This is a genomic window from Paenibacillus sp. EC2-1, from assembly GCF_049311625.1.
GTDB lineage: Bacteria > Bacillota > Bacilli > Paenibacillales > Paenibacillaceae > Paenibacillus_AQ.
This window is the reverse complement of the sequence record NZ_CP186006.1, coordinates 2,857,921-2,877,932: the sequence shown is the minus strand read 5'-3', so window position 1 is coordinate 2,877,932 and position 20,012 is coordinate 2,857,921. Positions and strand designations below refer to the sequence as shown.

The following is a 20,012-nucleotide window of genomic DNA, read 5'->3' as shown; positions in this document are numbered from 1 at the left end:
CGTTCAAATATTACGATAAAGACAGAAATGGAGGCTAATCATGGAGATCAATGTTATTTTGCCAGATGGAACAAAGAAGGGGTATTCACAAGGAACGACGATAAAACAAGTGGCAGAGTCTATTAGTGCCAGTCTGAAAAAGAGCGCCATCGCCGGAAAGATAAACGGTAAGCTTGTTGATCTTCAGCAGCCGATCGAACAGGATAGTCTAATCGAAATAGTTACGCTTGATAGCTCGGATGGTTTGAATATATATAGACATAGTACAGCGCATGTGTTGGCTCAAGCTATAAAGCGTATTTATGGAGAAAAGAATGTAAGGCTCGGCATTGGACCGGTCATTGAAGATGGCTTCTATTATGATCTGGATATAGAGAAACCGTTATCCATCGATGATCTTTCCACAATTGAAGAAGAGATGACAAGAATTATCCAAGAGAACTTACCCATCGTCCGGCGGATCGTAAGCCGCTCCGAGGCCAAAACCATCTATGAAGAACTTGGAGAACCATTTAAGTTGGAGTTAATTCAGGAGTTACCGGAGGATGCTGTCATTAGCATCTACGATCAAGGTGAATTTTTTGATCTATGCAGAGGCCCTCATCTTCCCTCAACAGGTCGGATCAAAGCTTTCAAGTTGATGAATGTAGCAGGAGCCTACTGGCGTGGAGATTCGGACAATAAAATGCTGCAAAGAATCTATGGGACTTCTTTTTTAAAGAAAGCGCATCTTGAGAGACATCTCCATGTATTAGAAGAAGCCAAGAAACGAGACCACCGTAAGCTTGGCAAAGAACTTGAGTTGTTTATGTTCTCTGAAGAAGCACCCGGTATGCCTTTCTATCTCCCCAAGGGGATGATAATCCGTACAGAACTCGAAAACTATGCGCGCGAGTTGCAAAGGCAGCGGGAGTACGATGAAGTGCGCACACCTCTTATGATGAATAATCGATTGTGGGAGCAATCAGGACATTGGGATCATTATAAAGACAATATGTATTTTACTAATGTGGATGAAACAAAGTTTGCCCTTAAACCAATGAACTGTCCGGGACATATGTTGATTTTCAAAAACAATCTGCATTCCTATCGAGAATTGCCAATTCGAATATCGGAGTTTGGTCAGGTACACCGTCATGAATTCTCAGGAGCGTTAAACGGGATGATGAGAGTACGTACTTTCTGTCAAGATGACGCACACCTATTTGTTTTACCAGATCAGATTGAGGATGAGATCGGTCGAGTTATTGAACTGATTGGTCATATTTATCAAGTATTTGGTTTTGAATATAAAATAGAACTGTCTACAAGGCCAGAAGATTATATGGGTTCAGAAGAACTGTGGCAGAAGGCAGAAGATTCGTTACGAAATGTGCTAGATAAGCGTGGTATAGAATACCGTGTGAATGAAGGAGATGGGGCTTTCTACGGTCCTAAGATTGACTTTCATATACTGGATGCACTTAAACGAAGTTGGCAATGTGGAACGATACAACTGGATTTCCAAATGCCTGAGAACTTCGATCTTTCGTACATCGGTGAAGATAATCAGAAGCATCGCCCCGTTGTGATCCACCGTGCTGTTTACGGTTCAATAGATCGATTTATTGGTATTCTTACTGAGCATTTTGCTGGGGCTTTTCCGATTTGGTTATCACCCGTGCAAGTAAAGTTATTGCCTGTATCCGAGAATTACCTCGATTATGCGTTTCAAGTGAAGAAGTGGCTAGAGGAGAGCGGGATTCGTACTGAGGTAGATGTGCGGAATGAAAAACTTGGATACAAGATTCGTGAAGCACAGCTTGAAAAAGCACCGTATATATTTGTCCTCGGTGAGAAAGAGAAAAATTCGGGTCAGGTCTCAGTAAGAAGAAGAGGTGAGGGTGACCTTGGTTTAAGAAGTTTGCAAGAGATTGCCGAGTTGATACAAGAGGAAATTCGTCATAAACAGTAAAAGAAACTCAAGAATCTAGATGCAAAAAAGTCGCGTTATTCGCGACTTTTTTGCATGTCAAGGATTGTCAAGCTAAGTACGACAGTATTTGCTGTATGTGCGGAAGTAATTTTAATTAGACAACGAAGAACTCATTTATCCGGCCTCTACTTCATTGCTGTCATTAGTAGATCGATAGGAAATTTTCAAAGTACATGCCCAAAAAAACAACGCTATCATGCTTACCAGGATTCCCAGTATGCACACGCCGAACCATCCAGCCCAAGAATAAATCCAGGTCGACAATACCGCACCTGTTGCGCTTCCAAAAGAATAAAAGATCATGTACCCTGCGGTTAGCCTGCTCCTCGCTCCTGGACGAACACTTAAAATCATGCTCTGATTAGTAACGTGAACCGCCTGCACTGCGAAATCCAACATAATGACCCCTATGATAAATAGCCACATGGAATGATGTAGTAACCCTATTGGTAGCCAAGAAAACATTAGCAGTAACAAAGCGAAGCCAGTCGTTCGTTGCCCTAGTCCTCGGTCTGCCAGTCGTCCCGCACTGTTGGCGGCAACCGCCCCGGCTACACCAGCAAGTCCAAACAATCCAATGATACTGTGGGTGAACGAAAGTGGAGGAGAGCTCAACGGCAATACCATTGAGGACCATAAAATACTAAAATCTAAAAAAATGAAGAAGGCAAGTAGTCCACGAATTCTCAATAGCGGTATTTGAACGAATAAATCCCTCATGGAGCTGAGCATTTCCCGATACGTGTTTTGACTTGGCCGACGCGGTGTAGCGGGTGTAACGGTTAGGAATAGATAAGCCATGCAGATCATGATTACTGCCGTGACTATATAAACGGATCGCCAACCGGCTATATCTGCTAAGGTACCCGAGAAGGTGCGGCCCAGTAGAATCCCTACTACGATACCACTCGTAACGACTCCAATGGCCCGGCCACGACTGTGCAATGACGCTCGATTAGCAACAAGTGCAACAAGGACTTGTGCAACTACAGCCTGGAACCCAACCATTCCCATACCGATGAACAGAGAAAAAGTATTAGAAGCCAACGCAACGATACTTAGAGCGATGGCTATAAACACCAACATCCCGGTTACAAGCCGGCGTGGGTCAATCAAATCTCCTAGCGGAACCAGGAAAAACAATCCAAATGCATAACACATTTGAGTCACTGTTACTACCGTCCCGATGATAGTGCTCTTGATGCCAAATTCTAAAGCAATCGCATCAAGTAAAGGTTGGGAATAATAAACTGTGGCTACAGCCGAACCGCAAATGATCGCATACAGTAAAAGCACTGCGCTCGAAAGTTGAGCTTGTGATTCAATGTAATTCGGACGGATCTTCGGGGAACTTGACATTAAAGAACCTCCATATTCTATACCGATCGGTATTTTATTTACAAATCCAATTAACTCATATAAAATAAAGGATGTCAACGAAAAATTGACCTATATTAAATGTTTAGATATCATATTTAATGTACCAAAAGGTATTTATCGGGAGGCGTTATGGCTAGAATTCGTGAGTTCGATGAACAAAAGGCGTTAACAGAAGCTATGCATGTTTTTTGGGAAAAAGGGTACGAGGCTACTTCTCTAAGTGACTTAACATCTCGCATGGGGATTCAGAAACCTAGTTTATATGCTGCATACGGAGACAAAATGTCTTTGTTTGAATCAGCTCTTCGAAATTATAACCAATTACATTCTAAATCGGTTCGCTTGAAGCTAAATAAAATTTCGAGTGTCATGACTGCTTTTCGGCTCCTGTTTCTGGAAGGGGCATTCCCTAACGGAACGAACGAGCGTAATGGCTGCTTCTGCATTAATACAATGGTGGAACTGGCTCCGCACGACGCAAAGTTTGAAATATTGACACGAGAGCATCAACAGTATTTGGCAGCGATATTTGAGGCTACGCTTGAACGGGGGGTGACCTCCGGAGAGATTGATGGATCGGTCAACTGCCGGGCAATGGCTCAGTCTTTAGTGGTAGCGTTCATCGGGATTACTGTATTAAAAAAATCAAATCCTAATAGAGAATGGATCGATAATTGTATCGACTCAGCGCTGTCGTTACTCACTGCACCCCCAAGCACAAAACCTGACTTGGGAACAGATGCCTAGTAGCTTCCATATTATACGAATTATTCTTGGTCTATTTATTTTTTTGCTGTGGCACTTCATATTACAATTCGTCATGTAAAAAAACTGATGTAACATGAATCCTAATAACTAGAAATAAAATGGATAAAAGTGTAAGATGAAAGGAGTTAGATGAAGCGTTACTATTCTTCCGGAGAAAGGTGGTACTACTATGAAAGAGTCGTTAATTAAGAGATTAAAGTTAATGCTTCTTCGAGAGGATAATCTTGCCCTCGTTGGGCATCCAGCGAGCCAAGATGAAATCAATCATGCTGAACAACTGTTAAATGTAAGCTTTCATAAGGATTATGTACAGTTTCTTCGGATGTTTGGAGGCGCTTACGCAGGTCTTCCCGTACACGGATTCTCCAATGGTTCTAGCCTTGGTAAGGAGACGGTCATTGATTTGACAAGATCGTTCCGAGAACAGTTCAAGGACCATCCCTTTGCTGAGATCTTAGATATCAGTTATGTCATATCGATGGATGGATCAGGTGATCCGATCTTTATTAATCCGTCAGGACATGTGTACATTGGGTATCATGATACAGGGGAGATTAGGTTATTGGCGGAATCATTTGAAGATTTGCTCGAGGAGAATTTCTACGAATGGTAAGGTAAGTTCTTAACTACGCCCTCTTACTTCGAGACTTGTGAAAAGCCATAAAAAAACTCACCATTTGGTGTGAGTTTTTTTATGGCTATTTATGGTGTGAAGTGTCCCTTTTCCGAAAGATGAAGTGTTATACCTCATAAACAAAGAGAAGTAGAGGTGAGACTTAGCGTTGAATTCTATAGATGAGTATGTAAAAAGTGTAAAGGCTGGTGAAGTGGAGGATTTTCAGCCCATCGTCGAAATGTATCAAAAACAGATTTATGTATATTGCTGCCGTATGCTCGGTTGTAAACACGATGCACAGGACGCCGTTCAGGATATATTCATCAAAGCATATACAAAGCTGTTTACATATGAACCGAAAGTGTCATTCTCAGCTTGGCTTTATAAAATCGCGTATCATCACTGTCTCAACTTACTGCGTAAGCGTGTAATCCGTCAGCGCGTACATCGTCTTCTTAGAACCTCAGGTATTACAGAGAGTCCTGAGCAAAAGCTTGATCGACAATGGTTCAGTGCGCCCCTCGAATATGCGATGTCAAGGCTCTCAGCTGATGAACGAAATTTACTAGTGTTGAGAGTTTTTGAAGAGAAGCCATTCGCTGAAATTGCTATGATTTTGGATAAGAATACGGATGCTGTCAAGAAAAAATATATGCGGATCAAACAGAAAACGATCAAATGGATCGGAGAGAAGGAAGGTGAAGAGCAATGCGGGAACGAGATGAGTCCGATAAAGATCAAATGTTGAGAAGCATGGAAATTAACTCTAACCCTGAAGATTTCGACATGTCTCCCTCCATCATGCAGAAATTAAGGAAAATCCATCAGAGAAATAGTAGAAATCATCCAGTCAAACGGCGCAGAAAAGTTCTGATTGCCTCACTATCCGCACTTCTGGTTCTCTCTAGCATGACAGTGTATGCGAGCACCCACTGGATACAGATTAAGAACAAAGAGGGTAAGATCATTCTAGAAACAAGACCACATCAGAGCAGCTCTCGCTCAGAAAATTACGGTAATCGATTAGATGAATATAAATCGGAATTGAAGAAAAACTTGAAACCGGGAGAGAGTGCCATTTTCTATCTGAAGGATGAAAAGATGAATGAAGCAGATCAGTATAATCTTCTACATTATTATTATGAACCGGTTGTGAGCTCCACTTATGATGACCTTACTAAAGAAATACAACGTTTGAAAGCACCTATGATACATAATCTTGATGGCTTTGTTCCGGATGGATACATCTTTGAATCTGGTCTTGTTCAAGCAACAAGTGAGCCTGCTCCTAATACTCCCGAATATGAGGTTATCCTAAAGGATTTGATGGATAGAGCAGCGGAATCCGACGATGATCAGGCATTGTTCTATAAAATGGTCCCTCCTTCGAAAGCAGCCTCTACAGTGGTCAAGTATCACAAAGGAGATCGCCAGTTAAAGATTATTGCTTTTGTACGAACGCCGGGTTCGCCAGCACAAGTTCTTACAGATTCAGCTGAGAAGCTATCATTAAAAGGAACGGAACTGATTTTATCATCCGATCCGGCCCAAAAGTATCTAAATCGCAGATTAACTTGGCTAAATCGTGATGAAACTGTGTTATTCACTATCACAGATGATCCTAAGGAACCGTTAACGAACAATGAGTTCGTAAAAATCGCTGAAGGAATAATAAGAGATTGAAAAAATCGCTGAAAAGCGTCCCTTTTTACTTGAGTTCGTTGTTATACGTTGTGAATTGAAAAAATGAGATGCCGAAGAGGCGAAAGGAGCACGAATTACATGATTAGAGTAAAGAGGAAAATGGTGTTATCTCTTATTGTAGCGATGATGATCGTTGGAACAACGAACGCATATGCTACAAATTTATCAACAGCTCAGGTTAGTTCTGAGAAGAAAGCATCCTCGATTCAAGAGGTAATTAACAAGTTGCAAAACAATTTAAAGCCTGGTCAAATGGTAGCCTATTATGTTCCCGATAAAAAGTTTAATCCGTTGGACCGGATATCATTTGCTGGGAAAGGCTACGTCGCGAAAGATTATAAATCACACATCGCGAATGCGCAGAAGCTTAATGCTCCGACTTTAACCATGCCATCGATTCTTCCAGAAGGTTATCAATTCAAGAGCGGAATCGTTTACTTGAAGGATCCAAGTGAATCATCCACATTGTACAAATCGCTGGAGCAAGAATTAAAGGCACAGGCGAAAAAAGGAGGTAAACAGATATACACCAAATCGGTTAAAGTTACCGAATCTTTAAGTATTGTTCTTCAATATGTAAAAGGCAAAACAGAAGTGGACCTAGTTGCTACATACATGGAACCGTCAAAACCAACTGATGGAACGCCAGTGCTGCCCAATCTAACCGCAGAAACCATACAAATTAACGGTGTAGAATGTACGTACACAACTGACTCGAAAGGTAAGGATAGTTTGAGCTGGTATGACGAGGATAATCAGATTCGTTATACGATCTGGGCGGAGAGTGCAAAATCGGACGTTCTCCGTTTCGCTAAATTAGTACTTGCAGATTAAATAGTATCTTGGCCCGCTCCCTCTGATGGGAGAGGGCTTTTATTTCATATTGATACAGAGAGAGTTAAGTCATAACATGAGCAATTAAAAAGAAATGAAGAACCGATTTGTATGGTAAAGTTATTTTATTAGTGATAATGGACAGGGGGAATGACCATCGCAATGGTTATATAAGTCAGTAATATTTGGTTATAATCGTTGAATAAGTATTTATGGATGATTTAATAAGAAAGGATTAATGCAATGTCTCAGTATGAGAACGAACAGAGGTTTTGGAAAAGAAACATCATTCTCTTTTTAAGCAGCCAGACTCTTTCGTTGTTTGGTTCTGCCTTGGTTCAATATGCCATCATGTGGCACATAACCTTAACAACACAGTCAGGGATCATGATGACGCTGTACATTATATGCGGATTCATCCCGACCTTCCTACTGTCGCCTTTTGCTGGTGTATGGGCGGATAGATTTAACCGTAAAACTCTCATTATGCTATCGGATGCGATGATTGCAATCGTTACGCTGATTCTAGCAATTACGTTTATGATGGGATACGAAGCCATGTGGCTGTTGTTCGTCATAGCTGCTGTACGTGCACTTGGAGCAGGCATTCAGACGCCTGCAGTGGGTGCCATTCTTCCGCAGATTGTACCCCAAGAACAATTGACTAAAGTGAACGGAATCAATGGCAGCCTGCAAGCGCTTATGATGTTCGTAGCACCGATTGTCAGTGCCGCCATACTATCGATGGCGTCCATCGAAATGATATTATTTATTGATGTCATTACAGCGGCGATAGCGATTCTAACTTTGTTCTTTTTTCTCAAAATTCCATTACACCAAAAAGCTACTGCTACGCAAACAACAGGTTACTTGGATGATTTTAAACAGGGCCTAGTCTATATAAGACAACATGCCTTTTTAAAAACCTTTTTTATCTTTTTCGCCTTTTTCTTCATATTTATGGCGCCTGCGGCTTTCTTGACACCCCTTCAAGTGACACGTACTTTTGGGGACGACGTCTGGAGACTAACCGCTATCGAAATTGCTTTCTCCGTTGGCATGATGGCAGGCGGGGGAATTATTGCATCATGGGGTGGTTTTAAAAATAAAGTGTATACGATGACTTTCGCCAGTCTAATTATGGGCGTATGTACCGTTGCACTTGGTATTGTTCCAGTCTTTTGGATCTATTTAGCTGTAATGGCCGCCTTCGGTATTGCGATGCCTATTTTCAATACTCCAACAACTGTTCTGATCCAAGAAAAAGTAGATGCTAATTATTTAGGACGCATTTTCGGCGTCTTTAGTATGATCTCAACGTCGATGATGCCAATGGGGATGTTGATATTCGGTCCGCTCGCAGATGTTATCGACATCGAGTGGCTATTGATTGGAACAGGGATCATTCTTCTTGTGTTGACCCTGTTGTTCTACTCCAATAAAAAATTGGTTGAAGCTGGAAAGCCTACTGAACAGGTACACGCTGCTGAATAGCAAAGCCAGGTTTTTTTAAAAAAATGAAAGTAAACCAGACATAAAGACCCCGTTAAGCACGGGGTCTTTATGTCTAACTATATCTCGTTACCTACATCTACTAACTAGCCAGATATCTTAAACTGACTGTTATACAGTTTATGATAAAAGCCCTTCTTAGCGAGAAGTTCCTCATGCGTACCGCGTTCGGAAATACCGCCTCCATTGATAACTAAGATTTGATCAGCTTCCCTAATTGTGCTTAGACGGTGAGCGATGACAAAGCTAGTACGGCCCTCCATAAGTGTCTTCATTGCTGCTTGAATATGCATCTCTGTTCGTGTATCAATACTACTTGTTGCTTCGTCGAGGATGAGAATGGCTGGATCCGCAAGTACAGCTCGTGCAATGGTAATTAATTGTCTTTGCCCTTGACTCAAGTTACCGCCGCCAGAGGTAATGAGTGTATCATAGCCCTGAGGTAGCTTCATGATGAAATCATGTGCATTGGCTAGTCTTGCTGCCGTTTCAATCTCCTCATTCGTAGCATCTAGGCGTCCATATTTTATATTTTCTCGAATGGTGTCCGAGAACACATAAGCATCCTGAAGAACGATTCCGAGCTTGCTGCGAAGGTGGTCTTTATTCATGTGCCTTATATCCATACCATCAATTGTAACCGTACCTGATTCGATCTCATAGAAACGCGTAAGCAGATTAATGATGGTTGTTTTTCCTGCACCTGTTGGGCCTACAAGCGCAATGGTCTGTCCCGGACTTGCGGTAAGTGAGATCTCATTTAGAATAGGTACTCCTTCCTTGTAACTGAAGGACACTCGGTCGAACTGTACGTTACCACGGATTCCACTGGATTTTAACGTATCACTGTTAGCCGAATATTCCGTCTCTGTATCGATCACCTCAAATGCTCGCTCAGCTCCTGCAATTGCGGATTGAACCAGGTTGAACTGATTCGCTAAATCGTTTAGCGGACGCTGGAATTGCTTAGAGTAGTTCAAAAATGCCACAACTACACCAACACTTGTAAAGCCTTTGAATGACATATATCCACCCACGGCAGCGATAAGAGCGAAGCTTAAGTTATTCAATACGTTCATTACAGGACCAACCGTCCCCGAATAGATCTGAGCCCCAATACTAGCATTCGTTAGCTTTGTATTCATTTCATCAAACTGCTCAGCGGCATATTTTTCCCGACGGTATACCTGAACTACCTTCTGTCCAGAAACCGTCTCCTCAATAAAACCATTAAGCTCTCCAAGGTGTGATTGCTGTTTAGAAAAGTGCTTTCGTGTACGACTTGAAACAGTCTTAGTAAACAGCATGACAAAAGGAATGGTCACCATACTTAATATTGTTAGCCATATATTTAGATACAGCATGATGGATAGAGCCCCGATAAGTGATAGCACACTGGAGATAAGCTGCGTTACACTTGAATTAAGCGTGCCTGAAACATTCTCAATGTCATTGGTTGTGCGGCTCATAAGCTCGCCATGAGTCTTCGTATCGAAGAAACGTAAGGGAAGCAGCTGCAGTCTAGTAAAAATATCTCGCCTCATTTGCTGAACGGACAATTGTGACACTTTCACCATCACATGCTGCTGAAGCCAAGCTGTAAGAGCAGTACCTGTATAAACGGCAAGGAGAAAAGCACACAAGCCAATTAATCCCTTATAATTACCGGGAATAATATAATCGTCTACCGCTTTTCCAAGAAGATAAGGGGCGGTAAGTGATAGGATTGTAGTAATCAAGGTAAACAGAAATACTGCGATCATACCTTTACGGTGGGGACGAATGTATCCCCAAATCCGCTTCAATGTTTGCATCGTGTTTTTCGGCTTAGCTTTGCCTACAGTCACCCCTCGCATCGGGCCGCCGCCTCTCAAGCTAAGATCCGGTGTCTCACTGTTTGTTGTTTGTCGCTGTTCTTCCGGTTTAGCCATAAGAAGGCACCTCCTTGCCGAACTGGGACTCATATATATCTTGATAGATTTCACAAGAAGAAAGCAATTCTTGGTGAGTTCCTTCTGCCACGATATTGCCCTCATCTAGAATCAAGATTTTGTCCGCATCGATAACGGAAGATATTCGTTGAGCGATCAAAAAGCAGGTCCGTCCATGCATAAGCTGAGCCAATTCTTTCTGCAGCTTGAATTCCGTTCCCATATCGATAGCGCTTGTGCTGTCATCAAGAATAAGAATGGAGGGTCGTAGTAGCAATGCCCGAGCAATCGCAATCCGCTGCTTCTGACCACCAGAAAGATTGATACCACGTTGTCCCAGCTTTGTTTCATAGCCATCCGGCATCGCAGTGATAAATTCATGGGCCTGCGCGGCTTTAGCGGCTGCAATCACTTCTTCATCGGACGCTTCGGGTTTACCGTAGCGGATATTTTCCGCAATCGTGCCGGAGAAGAGGATGGATTCTTGAAGTACAATTCCTATCAAACCTCGGAGTGCGGACAGATCATAGCTACGAACATCCGTACCGTCGATCAGAATGCGACCTTCACTCACGTCGTATAGACGAGGAATCAGAGAAACGAGTGATGATTTACCTGCTCCAGTTGCACCCATAATGGCTATCGTCTGACCTGGCCGAGCTGTAAAATTAAGATTGCGGAGAACGGGCTCAAGGATACCCGGCTGATAGGAAAAATTAACTTGATCGAATGTGACCTCACCATGATGATAAGCATCCCTCTCAGGAAAGATAGGTGTCTTGATCTCGGACTCTGTCGATAACACCTCTTGAATCCGGTCCGCTGAAACTTTAGCTGTTGAAATCCGAACCAGCATCATGGCAACGGAAGATACGGAGAAGAGAACCTGAGTTACATAGTTAATAAATGCGATCAGATTTCCGACTTCGAAAGAACCGTCAATAGCATCCTTACCTCCGAACCAGAGTACAGCAACAATACTTATATTTAAAATCATCGTTAGAATCGGCATATTGATGGCTACGATCCGTTGGGTTTTAACAGACACTTGTGTGAAGTCTTCATTAGCGTTGTTAAAACGTCTATTCTCGTAATCTCTTCTCACAAAAGCTTTGGATACGCGAATGCCTGCTAAGTTCTCTTTCAGTACAGAGTTTACTTTATCTAACTTTTGCTGAATGACTGAGAACAACGGGAGTGTAGCTCGGATGAGCAAGAACATGATAATAAACAATAAAGGAACTGCCAAGGCTAGGATAATGGCCAGTTTTGGACTAATAATAATTGCCATGATAATACTTCCGATGGCTAGGAGCGGTGAACGTACAAAAACACGTAAGAGCATCTGGATCATTGTTTGAATTTGTACAATATCATTAGTGAGTCTAGTAATTAGTGAGCCCGTCGACAATTCGTCCAGATTGCGAAATGATAATGTCTGGACTTTACGGAACAGATCATCCCTGAGATCAGCACCAAAGCGTTGTGAAGCAATAGAGGAGAATATCGTACATCCAACACCGCCGATGAGCCCGATCATTGCTGCACAGACCATCATAAAGCCTATACTTTGAATGTGTGAAAGATCATTTTGCTTAACACCCTTATCGATAATGCTTGCCATTAATATAGGTTGTAATAAATCCATGGCGACTTCCAGTAGCATTAAGAGCGGGGCGAGTAGAGCAGCAGCCCAGTGGGGTCGTAAATAAGAAAATAGCTTAAGCAAGAGTCCACAACACCTTCTTTGATAATTAATTTTAGCTAAATACCAAGTTAATCCATGATTGAAGGAGTTGTCAAAGAAATAATGAGATGATAGAGCCTATCTTAGAGAAGTTATTCAATAAGTAATTGTTATAGTCATTGCTTTAAAAGGATTATTATGGAACGGATATCATGCTATACTTGAAACATTACTTTAGTTGAAGGAGGAGAATAGGTATGTTGGACGAGAAAGAGTATAAGCTTTATGCAGAGTCTGTATTATAAACAACGGCGGTTGTTTGCATAAAGCTATATATTAAGCCGCCGGAGTCCTACAATGGGAAGATCAGTTTATATGAAGACTTTGCTACCTTAGAATTCATTATTTAAGGGGTAGAGTAATCATGAAATATGTAAAGGCTGATATACTACCAGAGGAACTGCTAAGGGAAGTTCAGAAATATATTCAGGGAGTCACCATATATATTCCTAAACCTGATGGAGAGCGTAAGGGATGGGGCGTAAATTCAGGCAGTAGGAAACACATAAATCAACGAAATCAAGAAATTCGTCAACAATTTGCACAAGGTATTACGATAGATCAGCTCACGGAAAGCTTTTTTCTTTCTAATGATAGCATTAAGAAAATTGTATATTCTAAATCATAATAATCTTGTAAGGGTCACATTGGATATGAATCCAAATGTTGCCCTTTTTATGTGAAGAATGATTCCTAAAAGTTCATTACATATATTAGAGCGATGAATGATATTAGAATTTATTTGATCAGATGTGAGAGAGATGTCTTCTAATCTAGGGGGGATTGAAATAGAGAGAGCAGTGCATGAACACCTGAACGGACACAGAGGAGGGATCGTGTGGTTCACCGGTTTGTCTGGTTCTGGTAAAACAACACTTAGTCAAAATGTTGAGAAGAACTTAATCGACCAAGGATTTAAATGTGTTGTTATCGATGGAGATCACTTAAGAGCTGGATTAAATCGAGACCTTGGCTTTTCGGAGGCAGATCGAGAAGAAAATCTGCGCCGAGCTGCCGAAGTAGCCGAAATGTTCTTACGTGTTGGTTTTATCGTTCTTCTTCCCTTGATTTCACCTTCAAGTGAAGTAAGAGAGAAGATTAGACTTCGATATCAACCAAAAGATTATGTGGAAATCTATGTGAAATGCTCATTAACAGCATGTGAAAGACGTGATCCCAAAGGACTTTATCATAAAGCAAGACGGGGTGAAATACGAAATTTCACAGGTATTGATGCTATTTATGAAGTGCCCACACGGTCTGAATTGACCATAGACACGGAATATAAATCTATCCATGTATGCGTAACTGAACTTACTGGACTCATTATTAATAAGTTTGCGATTCAGGATGTTTGAGAAGGAGGATTAATATGACACAACCTAAATTAAGCTATACGATCTGGTTCTCTCAACGGACTGGAAGTACACTTTTGAATAAGGCACTAGCCTCAACAGGAGTGGCAGGAGACCCTAATGAATGGCTACATTTTGAGCATAAAAACCCCGATACGTTAAAAATAGATGATCTTAGACAAATATGGGAATGTGGAACCACATCGAATGGTGTATTCGGTTTAAAGATGAGTTTTGAGCAGAAATGGATCGATGCATTTCGCACGATGTTCGAACTTCCGGCACATACATCACGTGCAGAAGTGTGGAGTACAGCATTTCCGAATTGTAAGCATATTTATATGACACGCCGTAACAAAGTTAGATTAGCTGTTTCATGGTGGCGTGCAATTGTCTCCGGTGAATGGCATCGAGAGCTTGGAGATATACCGAAGGAACATGAAATATCTGATCAGTACAATTATGAAGCAATCCGGCATTTGGCCAACGAGAGCATGATGCGCGAAGCAGCAATCGAGGATTTCTTAACGGAATCGGGTATTATCCCGCTGACAATCGTATACGAGGATTTTATTCAAGATTATGAAAGGACGGTCATGAAAGTACTCCAGTTTCTCAATATTCCATCCGATTGTGTCAGCGTTGCCCCGCCGGCTTTAGATAAACTGGCAGATGATGTAGCCGAAGAATGGGTCCAGCGGTTTCGCAGAGATAACCAGCATCAATGGGAAAATGAACGTTGGTAAAATAATCATAATAGAAGACCGTCATTACGGCGGTTTTTTGTCAATTCTCATTTATTTTACATACTGTTTCGGGAAATCACTTTATAAAATTTGGTAGAAAGTCGATAAATAATAGTAGGAATGGACATATGTTTTCACTTACTTAGGAGGGTTATATAATGGATTACTCAAAGCTTGGTCAGCAATTTATTGGTGGAGAATGGAGAGATGGGAGAAGCGCCACTAGAATGGTGGATATCAATCCTTATAATGATGAAGTCATTACTGAATTTCAAATTGCTAATGTCGATGATATCGATGATGCCTATAAGGCTGCTCAACAAGCAAAGCTTGCGTGGGATCAGGTTAATCCTTATCAGAAGAGGGATATCCTTGAGAACGCTGTGAAATATATTGAAGCTCATGAGTCCGAAATTTCATCTATTATTGTTCAGGAGTTAGGCGGTACGTATCTTAAGGCAGCTTTTGAAATAGGTCTTGTTAAGAATATGATCAAAGAAGCAGCTACGTTCCCACTCCGAATGGAAGGTAAGATATTACCTTCCACAGAGAATGGTAAAGAGAACCGCTTATATCGATTCCCTGCAGGTGTTGTTGGGGTCATCAGTCCATTTAACTTCCCTTTCTTCCTGTCTATGAAATCCGTAGCTCCTGCATTAGGTGCTGGTAACGGGGTCGTGTTAAAGCCACATGAAGATTCACCGATCACGGGTGGGACATTGATTGGTAAAATATTCGAAGAGGCGGGTATTCCAAAAGGTCTATTGAATATTGTGGTAACTGATATTAAGGAGATAGGTGATGCGTTCGTCGAGCATCCGATCCCGAGAATTATTTCCTTCACAGGTTCAACGAAGGTGGGAAGTTATATTGGTCAATTGGCGGTCAAAAACTTTAAGAAGCCACTACTTGAACTAGGTGGAAACAGTGCTTTTATTATTATGGATGATGCAGATCTTGATTACGCAGTTCAAGCAGCAACATTCAGCAGATTTACACATCAGGGGCAAATTTGCATGTCTGCTAATCGGATTCTCGTTCAGAAGACGATTTACGAGGATTTCGTAGATAAGTTCAAGGAGAAGGTGTTAACACTTACTACAGGTGATCCAAGTGATCCGCAAACGATTATTGGTCCCGTTATTAACCACCGTCAAGCAGATACCTTGGAGAAACTGATCGCCCAAGGAATTGAGGAAGGTGCTGTTCCTCTAGTTAAAGGTAAAATCAGTGGCAGATTGGTCGAACCAACTATTCTCGTGAATGTTAAGCCGGAAATGACTGTGGCACAGGAAGAATTATTCGGTCCAGTTGTATGCATTATCCCATTCGAAACAGAGGAAGAAGCTATCAATATAGCGAACGATACGCGTTTCGGTCTAAGTGGAGCGATCCATACATCCAATGTTGAACGTGGTGTAGAGATGGCCAAAAAAGTTCAGACAGGCATGATCCATGTTAATGATGTAACTATTAATGACGAACCGATTGTTGCCTTCGGTGGAGAGAAGCAGTCAGGTCTAGGCCGGTTGAATGGATCTTGGAGTCTTGATGAGTTCACTACGATGAAATGGATTTCAGTAAACTACGGACAGAGACAACTTCCGTACTAATAGGATGGAGAGGAAGCAGTGATTGACATGACCGAAGAACAAACACAGCATGACCTTATTAAAGCATTTGTACAAATAGCACCACTGCTTAATAACCTCACGAATGATGATATTACGATTGGTATCTATGACACGGAGAAATTAATCATCAATATACCAGGCAAAACGTTCTCACTGAATGTGACACCAGGGGACCCTTTAGTAGAGGGTGATATTGTTACGAATGCTATTCGAAACAATACTTCGTTGACTGCGGTCGTTCCGAAAGAATTGTTCGGATTTCCGCTGGCAGCCCGAGCTATTCCTTTGCACGATGATCAAGGCAATGTGATCGGCGGTGTAGGCATGGGAACAAGCCTGGAGAAAGCAAACAAGCTATTCGAAATGGCTGAGAGCTTTTCTGCAATTGTTGAACAAACAACGGCTTCCATTGAGGAGATTAGTCAATCTGTATCTCATCTGACAAACTGTGTTACGGATGTAACCAATCAAATGAACGATGTAAGCACCAGTGCGCAACAGATCGGCAAGATCTCTACTGTCGTTAAAGAGATATCCGATCAGAGTAATATGCTAGGTCTTAACGCTGCTATTGAAGCAGCTAGAGCGGGGGAAGTTGGAAGAGGGTTTTCTGTCGTAGCGGATGAGATTCGGAAGCTTGCGACGAGTTCTAAAGATAACGTCGATCAAATTAATGGTATCACTAAAAATATTCAGGAGCTGTTACTCCGCCTAAACAATGCTTTTTCCGATATTCATACGCTAACCGGTAATCAGTCAAGAGCAATTCAAGAATTCTCGTCAACAATAGAGGAAATCAGTCATAAGGCGGAAGAACTCGCGCAAGTAGCAGAAGAAACCTTATATACAGAAGATACAAGGAGTTAATGTAAGGATTACATTTTATATAGAAGTAATCATCTAATTGTTATTTAAGAGCCGCATGCTTGCGGCTCTTTTTTTTATCAAGTTCTAAGTGAACATTGGAATAATTTCGCATAGTTTCATGACTGAAGGAAATACTGAAAGGTAAACAGGAGGGATTTTCATTGAGATTATTCACAAAAAATAGGAAGAACAAGACAAAAGCACAACCTTCTAACAACTCTGACTATTGCAGCAACATGAAGCAAAGTGAACAATTCTCTGAAAATCTTGAAGTAAACTTACAATTTGTTAAGGAGTCTTTAGGAAATAGCACAGATCTTATTACAAGAAAATTCAATGTGGGAATCCAAGGCTCAGAACACCAAGCAGCCATTCTATTTATTGATGGATTAGCAGACACAACGATGATACAAGAGTTTATTATTCGCACACTTACCAGTAAGGACGTTATGGGTGAGAATCAAGATATCTCAGATGCTCAAGATCTCTATATGAAAATGAAAAATCATGCGGTTTCGATAGCAGAGATTAAAGAACTGTCGACTTTCAATGATTTATTATCTTCATTATTAAATGGTAATACAGTCATTCTTATTGATCAATATAACCTCGGAATTTCTGCTGGGACATTAGGATTTGAAGGACGAGGTGTAGAAGCACCGGAAGACCAGACTGTTGTTAGAGGACCGAGAGACGCCTTTACTGAAAGCCTAAGAACAAATACAGCTTTACTTAGACGAAAAATCAAAAATCCAAACTTATGGTTACAAACTAAAAATATTGGCACGATATCTCAAACAAGTGTATCCATTATGTATATCAAAGGGATCGTAGAGGACAAAGTGGTGGAAGAAGTCACTCGAAGATTGGACGATATCCATATTAACGGGATCTTGGAGAGCGGCAATATTGAGGAATTGATAGAAGACCGAACCCTAACGCCTTTTCCAACGATATACAATACGGAGCGTCCAGATGTTATCGCTGCAGGACTGATGGAAGGAAGGGTAGCTATCCTAGTGGATGGTACTCCGTTTGTTCTGTTAGTTCCGGCTCTGTTTATACAGTATTTTCAAGCAGCAGAAGACTACTATCAACGTGCTGACTTTGGTTTACTTCGATTGCTTCGCGCGTTGTGCTTTTGTATAGCCTTGCTTGGGCCATCCCTATATATTGCAATAACTACGTTTCATCAGGAGATGCTTCCGTCACCTCTAATTATCAGCATTGCTGCAGGTAGAGAAGGAGTACCATTTCCAGCATTTATTGAAGCGCTGCTTATGGAAACGATATTTGAAATCTTAAGAGAAGCAGGCGTAAGGATGCCTAGAGCGATTGGACAGACCGTGTCAATTGTGGGGGCACTTGTCATCGGACAAGCAGCTGTAGAAGCGGGATTAATATCCCCTGAAATGGTTATCGTTGTTGCAATTACGGCTATTTCTTCTTTCGCAATGCCTTCTTATAATTTTGGGATTGCTGTAAGAATATTAAGGTTCCCGCTAATGGCGTTAGCGGCAGCTGTTGGTTTATATGGGATTTTTATTGGAATTGGTTTAATCCTCATCCATTTGTGTGGTCTCAAGTCGTTTGGTATGCCCTATATGGCTCCGTTTGCCCCCTTTAATCTAGAAGATCAAAAGGATAGTTTATTTAGGCTGCCTAAAGTAGGTCTTCGGATGCAATCGCAATCCATCGGGAAGAAATTCAAAAGAAGATAAGGAGATAAAGTTGGTGTCTAAACGGATCCGAAACATCTTCATATCCATTTGTGTATTGCTTGTTTTAACAGGGTGTTGGAATCGAAGAGAAGTCAATGATTTATTGATTGCAGCGGGAATGGGGGTCGACAAAGTAGATGAAGGATATTTGGTTACGGTACAAGTTGTAGATCCAGGTGAAATTACGGCGAAAAAAGGAAGTGGCCATGCACCTGTAACGATCTATTCAGAGACAGGGGAGACTATTTTCGCAGCTCTAAGGAAGATGACAACGGTGGCAGCGCGTAAAATTTATTTTTCACATTTAAGTATGTTTATTGTCGGAGAAGAAACCGCAAAAACAGAGGGGATCGCTAATGTGACGGAATTTTTATATCGTGATCATGAGTTAAGAGCTGATTACTTTATTGCAATCGCTAGACATAGCACGGCCAAAGAAATTTTAGAGGGGCTAACGACGATTGAGAATATTCCAGCTCACAAATTATTTACTTCCCTTGAAATGTCCAGCCGTTTCTTCGCTGCCACTGAAACGTACAAAATAGACGATCTGGTATCTGATCTTGTGACAGAGGGGAAATCTCCTGCCATCACAGGTATTCAATATATTGGAGACAAAGAGAAAGCAAATAAAAAGGAAAATTTAGAGGTGACCGAGCCTTATGCTCAACTAGAGTACAAGGGGATTGCCGTGTTCCGCGGGGATAAATTAGTTGGATGGCTCGATGAAGATGAGAGCAAAGGATATAACTATATCACAGGTAAAACAAAGGGTACCGTAAAAGCAATCTCATGCCCTGAAGAGGATGGGGAACTGTCCATTGAGCTTGTTCGAACTATAAGTAAGGTTCAAGTAGAACAGAAAGATGAATCGTTTCAAATCCTTATCAAAGTAGAGGCTGAAGGAAATGTTGGAGAAGTCTTGTGCCGACGTATAGATCTTACTAAGGTAGATACAATTTCCCAATTAGAGGATTTAACCGAAAAAAATATTGAAGATAAGGTTAATAAAGCACTTGCTAAAGCGAACTTGCTTAAGTCTGATTTTATCGGCTTGGGTATGGATATTAATCGCGCCAGTCCTAGCACTTGGAAGAGATATAAAGAGGGCTGGGGAGAAAGACTGAGTTCAATTCCAATTACGGTTAAAGCTTCTGTTAAATTAAGTAATACAGGTAAGACAGATGGCTCCTTCTTAGAGAAGATAAAAGAGTGAGGCGTA

The 20,012-nt window shown here is 41.4% G+C and carries 17 protein-coding genes; 14 read left to right on the top strand and 3 right to left on the bottom strand.

Features of this window, described 5'->3' with window-relative positions; translation table 11 throughout:
- Positions 1-40 precede the first annotated feature (40 nt).
- On the top strand, positions 41-1,954 hold the full coding sequence (gene thrS / locus ACK8P5_RS13585; RefSeq protein WP_422656812.1) for a threonine--tRNA ligase: 1,914 nt from the start codon (positions 41-43) through the stop codon (positions 1,952-1,954).
- 135 nt (positions 1,955-2,089) lie between these two features.
- Here the strand turns inward: thrS and ACK8P5_RS13580 are convergent, their stop codons facing one another.
- Positions 2,090-3,334 (bottom strand): MFS transporter, encoded by a 1,245-nt coding sequence (locus ACK8P5_RS13580; RefSeq protein ID WP_422656811.1) that lies wholly within the window; start codon positions 3,332-3,334, stop codon positions 2,090-2,092.
- A gap of 150 nt (positions 3,335-3,484) precedes the next feature.
- Here ACK8P5_RS13580 and ACK8P5_RS13575 point away from each other — a divergent pair, with 150 nt between their 5' ends.
- The 6 genes from ACK8P5_RS13575 to ACK8P5_RS13550 all read left to right on the top strand — a co-directional run bounded on the left by ACK8P5_RS13575 (position 3,485) and on the right by ACK8P5_RS13550 (position 8,771).
- Positions 3,485-4,102, top strand: a complete 618-nt coding sequence (locus ACK8P5_RS13575; protein ID WP_422656810.1) for a TetR/AcrR family transcriptional regulator — start codon at positions 3,485-3,487, stop codon at positions 4,100-4,102.
- 190 nt (positions 4,103-4,292) lie between these two features.
- Positions 4,293-4,736 carry an SMI1/KNR4 family protein gene (locus tag ACK8P5_RS13570; protein WP_422656809.1) on the top strand — a complete coding sequence of 148 codons (444 nt, stop codon included), beginning with the start codon at positions 4,293-4,295 and terminating at the stop codon, positions 4,734-4,736.
- Positions 4,737-4,905: 169 nt separating this feature from the next.
- Positions 4,906-5,487, top strand: a complete 582-nt coding sequence (locus ACK8P5_RS13565; protein WP_422656808.1) for an RNA polymerase sigma factor — start codon at positions 4,906-4,908, stop codon at positions 5,485-5,487.
- A complete protein-coding gene (locus ACK8P5_RS13560) occupies positions 5,448-6,422 on the top strand; it encodes a hypothetical protein (RefSeq protein WP_422656807.1) in 975 nt (324 codons plus the stop codon). The genes ACK8P5_RS13565 and ACK8P5_RS13560 overlap by 40 nt, the downstream gene beginning before the upstream one ends.
- Before the next feature lie 99 nt (positions 6,423-6,521).
- Positions 6,522-7,277, top strand: a complete 756-nt coding sequence (locus tag ACK8P5_RS13555) for a hypothetical protein (RefSeq protein WP_422656806.1) — start codon at positions 6,522-6,524, stop codon at positions 7,275-7,277.
- Between the two features lie 243 nt (positions 7,278-7,520).
- Positions 7,521-8,771, top strand: coding sequence for an MFS transporter (locus tag ACK8P5_RS13550; RefSeq protein WP_422656805.1), 1,251 nt, complete (start codon positions 7,521-7,523; stop codon positions 8,769-8,771).
- A 104-nt stretch (positions 8,772-8,875) separates the two neighbouring features.
- Here ACK8P5_RS13550 and ACK8P5_RS13545 read toward each other — a convergent pair whose 3' ends face one another.
- Positions 8,876-10,720, bottom strand: coding sequence for an ABC transporter ATP-binding protein (locus tag ACK8P5_RS13545; protein WP_422656804.1), 1,845 nt, complete (start codon positions 10,718-10,720; stop codon positions 8,876-8,878).
- Positions 10,713-12,449, bottom strand: coding sequence for an ABC transporter ATP-binding protein (locus tag ACK8P5_RS13540; protein ID WP_422656803.1), 1,737 nt, complete (start codon positions 12,447-12,449; stop codon positions 10,713-10,715). Before ACK8P5_RS13540 ends, ACK8P5_RS13545 begins: the two co-directional genes overlap by 8 nt.
- A 382-nt stretch (positions 12,450-12,831) precedes the next feature.
- Here ACK8P5_RS13540 and ACK8P5_RS13535 point away from each other — a divergent pair, with 382 nt between their 5' ends.
- The 7 genes from ACK8P5_RS13535 (at position 12,832) to ACK8P5_RS13505 (ending at position 20,006) form a co-directional block, all read left to right on the top strand.
- A complete protein-coding gene (locus tag ACK8P5_RS13535; RefSeq protein WP_422656802.1) occupies positions 12,832-13,095 on the top strand; it encodes a CD3324 family protein in 264 nt (87 codons plus the stop codon).
- Positions 13,096-13,228: 133 nt separating this feature from the next.
- A complete protein-coding gene (gene cysC, locus ACK8P5_RS13530; protein WP_422656801.1) occupies positions 13,229-13,825 on the top strand; it encodes an adenylyl-sulfate kinase in 597 nt (198 codons plus the stop codon).
- A 14-nt stretch (positions 13,826-13,839) separates the two neighbouring features.
- Complete coding sequence (locus tag ACK8P5_RS13525) at positions 13,840-14,568, top strand: Stf0 family sulfotransferase (RefSeq protein ID WP_422656800.1); 729 nt, start codon at positions 13,840-13,842, stop codon at positions 14,566-14,568.
- Positions 14,569-14,723: 155 nt separating this feature from the next.
- Positions 14,724-16,181, top strand: coding sequence for an aldehyde dehydrogenase family protein (locus tag ACK8P5_RS13520; protein WP_422661474.1), 1,458 nt, complete (start codon positions 14,724-14,726; stop codon positions 16,179-16,181).
- 27 nt (positions 16,182-16,208) lie between these two features.
- On the top strand, positions 16,209-17,069 hold the full coding sequence (locus ACK8P5_RS13515) for a methyl-accepting chemotaxis protein (RefSeq protein WP_422656799.1): 861 nt from the start codon (positions 16,209-16,211) through the stop codon (positions 17,067-17,069).
- A 161-nt stretch (positions 17,070-17,230) separates the two neighbouring features.
- Positions 17,231-18,790, top strand: a complete 1,560-nt coding sequence (locus tag ACK8P5_RS13510) for a spore germination protein (protein WP_422656798.1) — start codon at positions 17,231-17,233, stop codon at positions 18,788-18,790.
- A 13-nt stretch (positions 18,791-18,803) separates the two neighbouring features.
- Positions 18,804-20,006, top strand: coding sequence for a Ger(x)C family spore germination protein (locus ACK8P5_RS13505; RefSeq protein ID WP_422656797.1), 1,203 nt, complete (start codon positions 18,804-18,806; stop codon positions 20,004-20,006).
- Positions 20,007-20,012 lie beyond the last annotated feature (6 nt).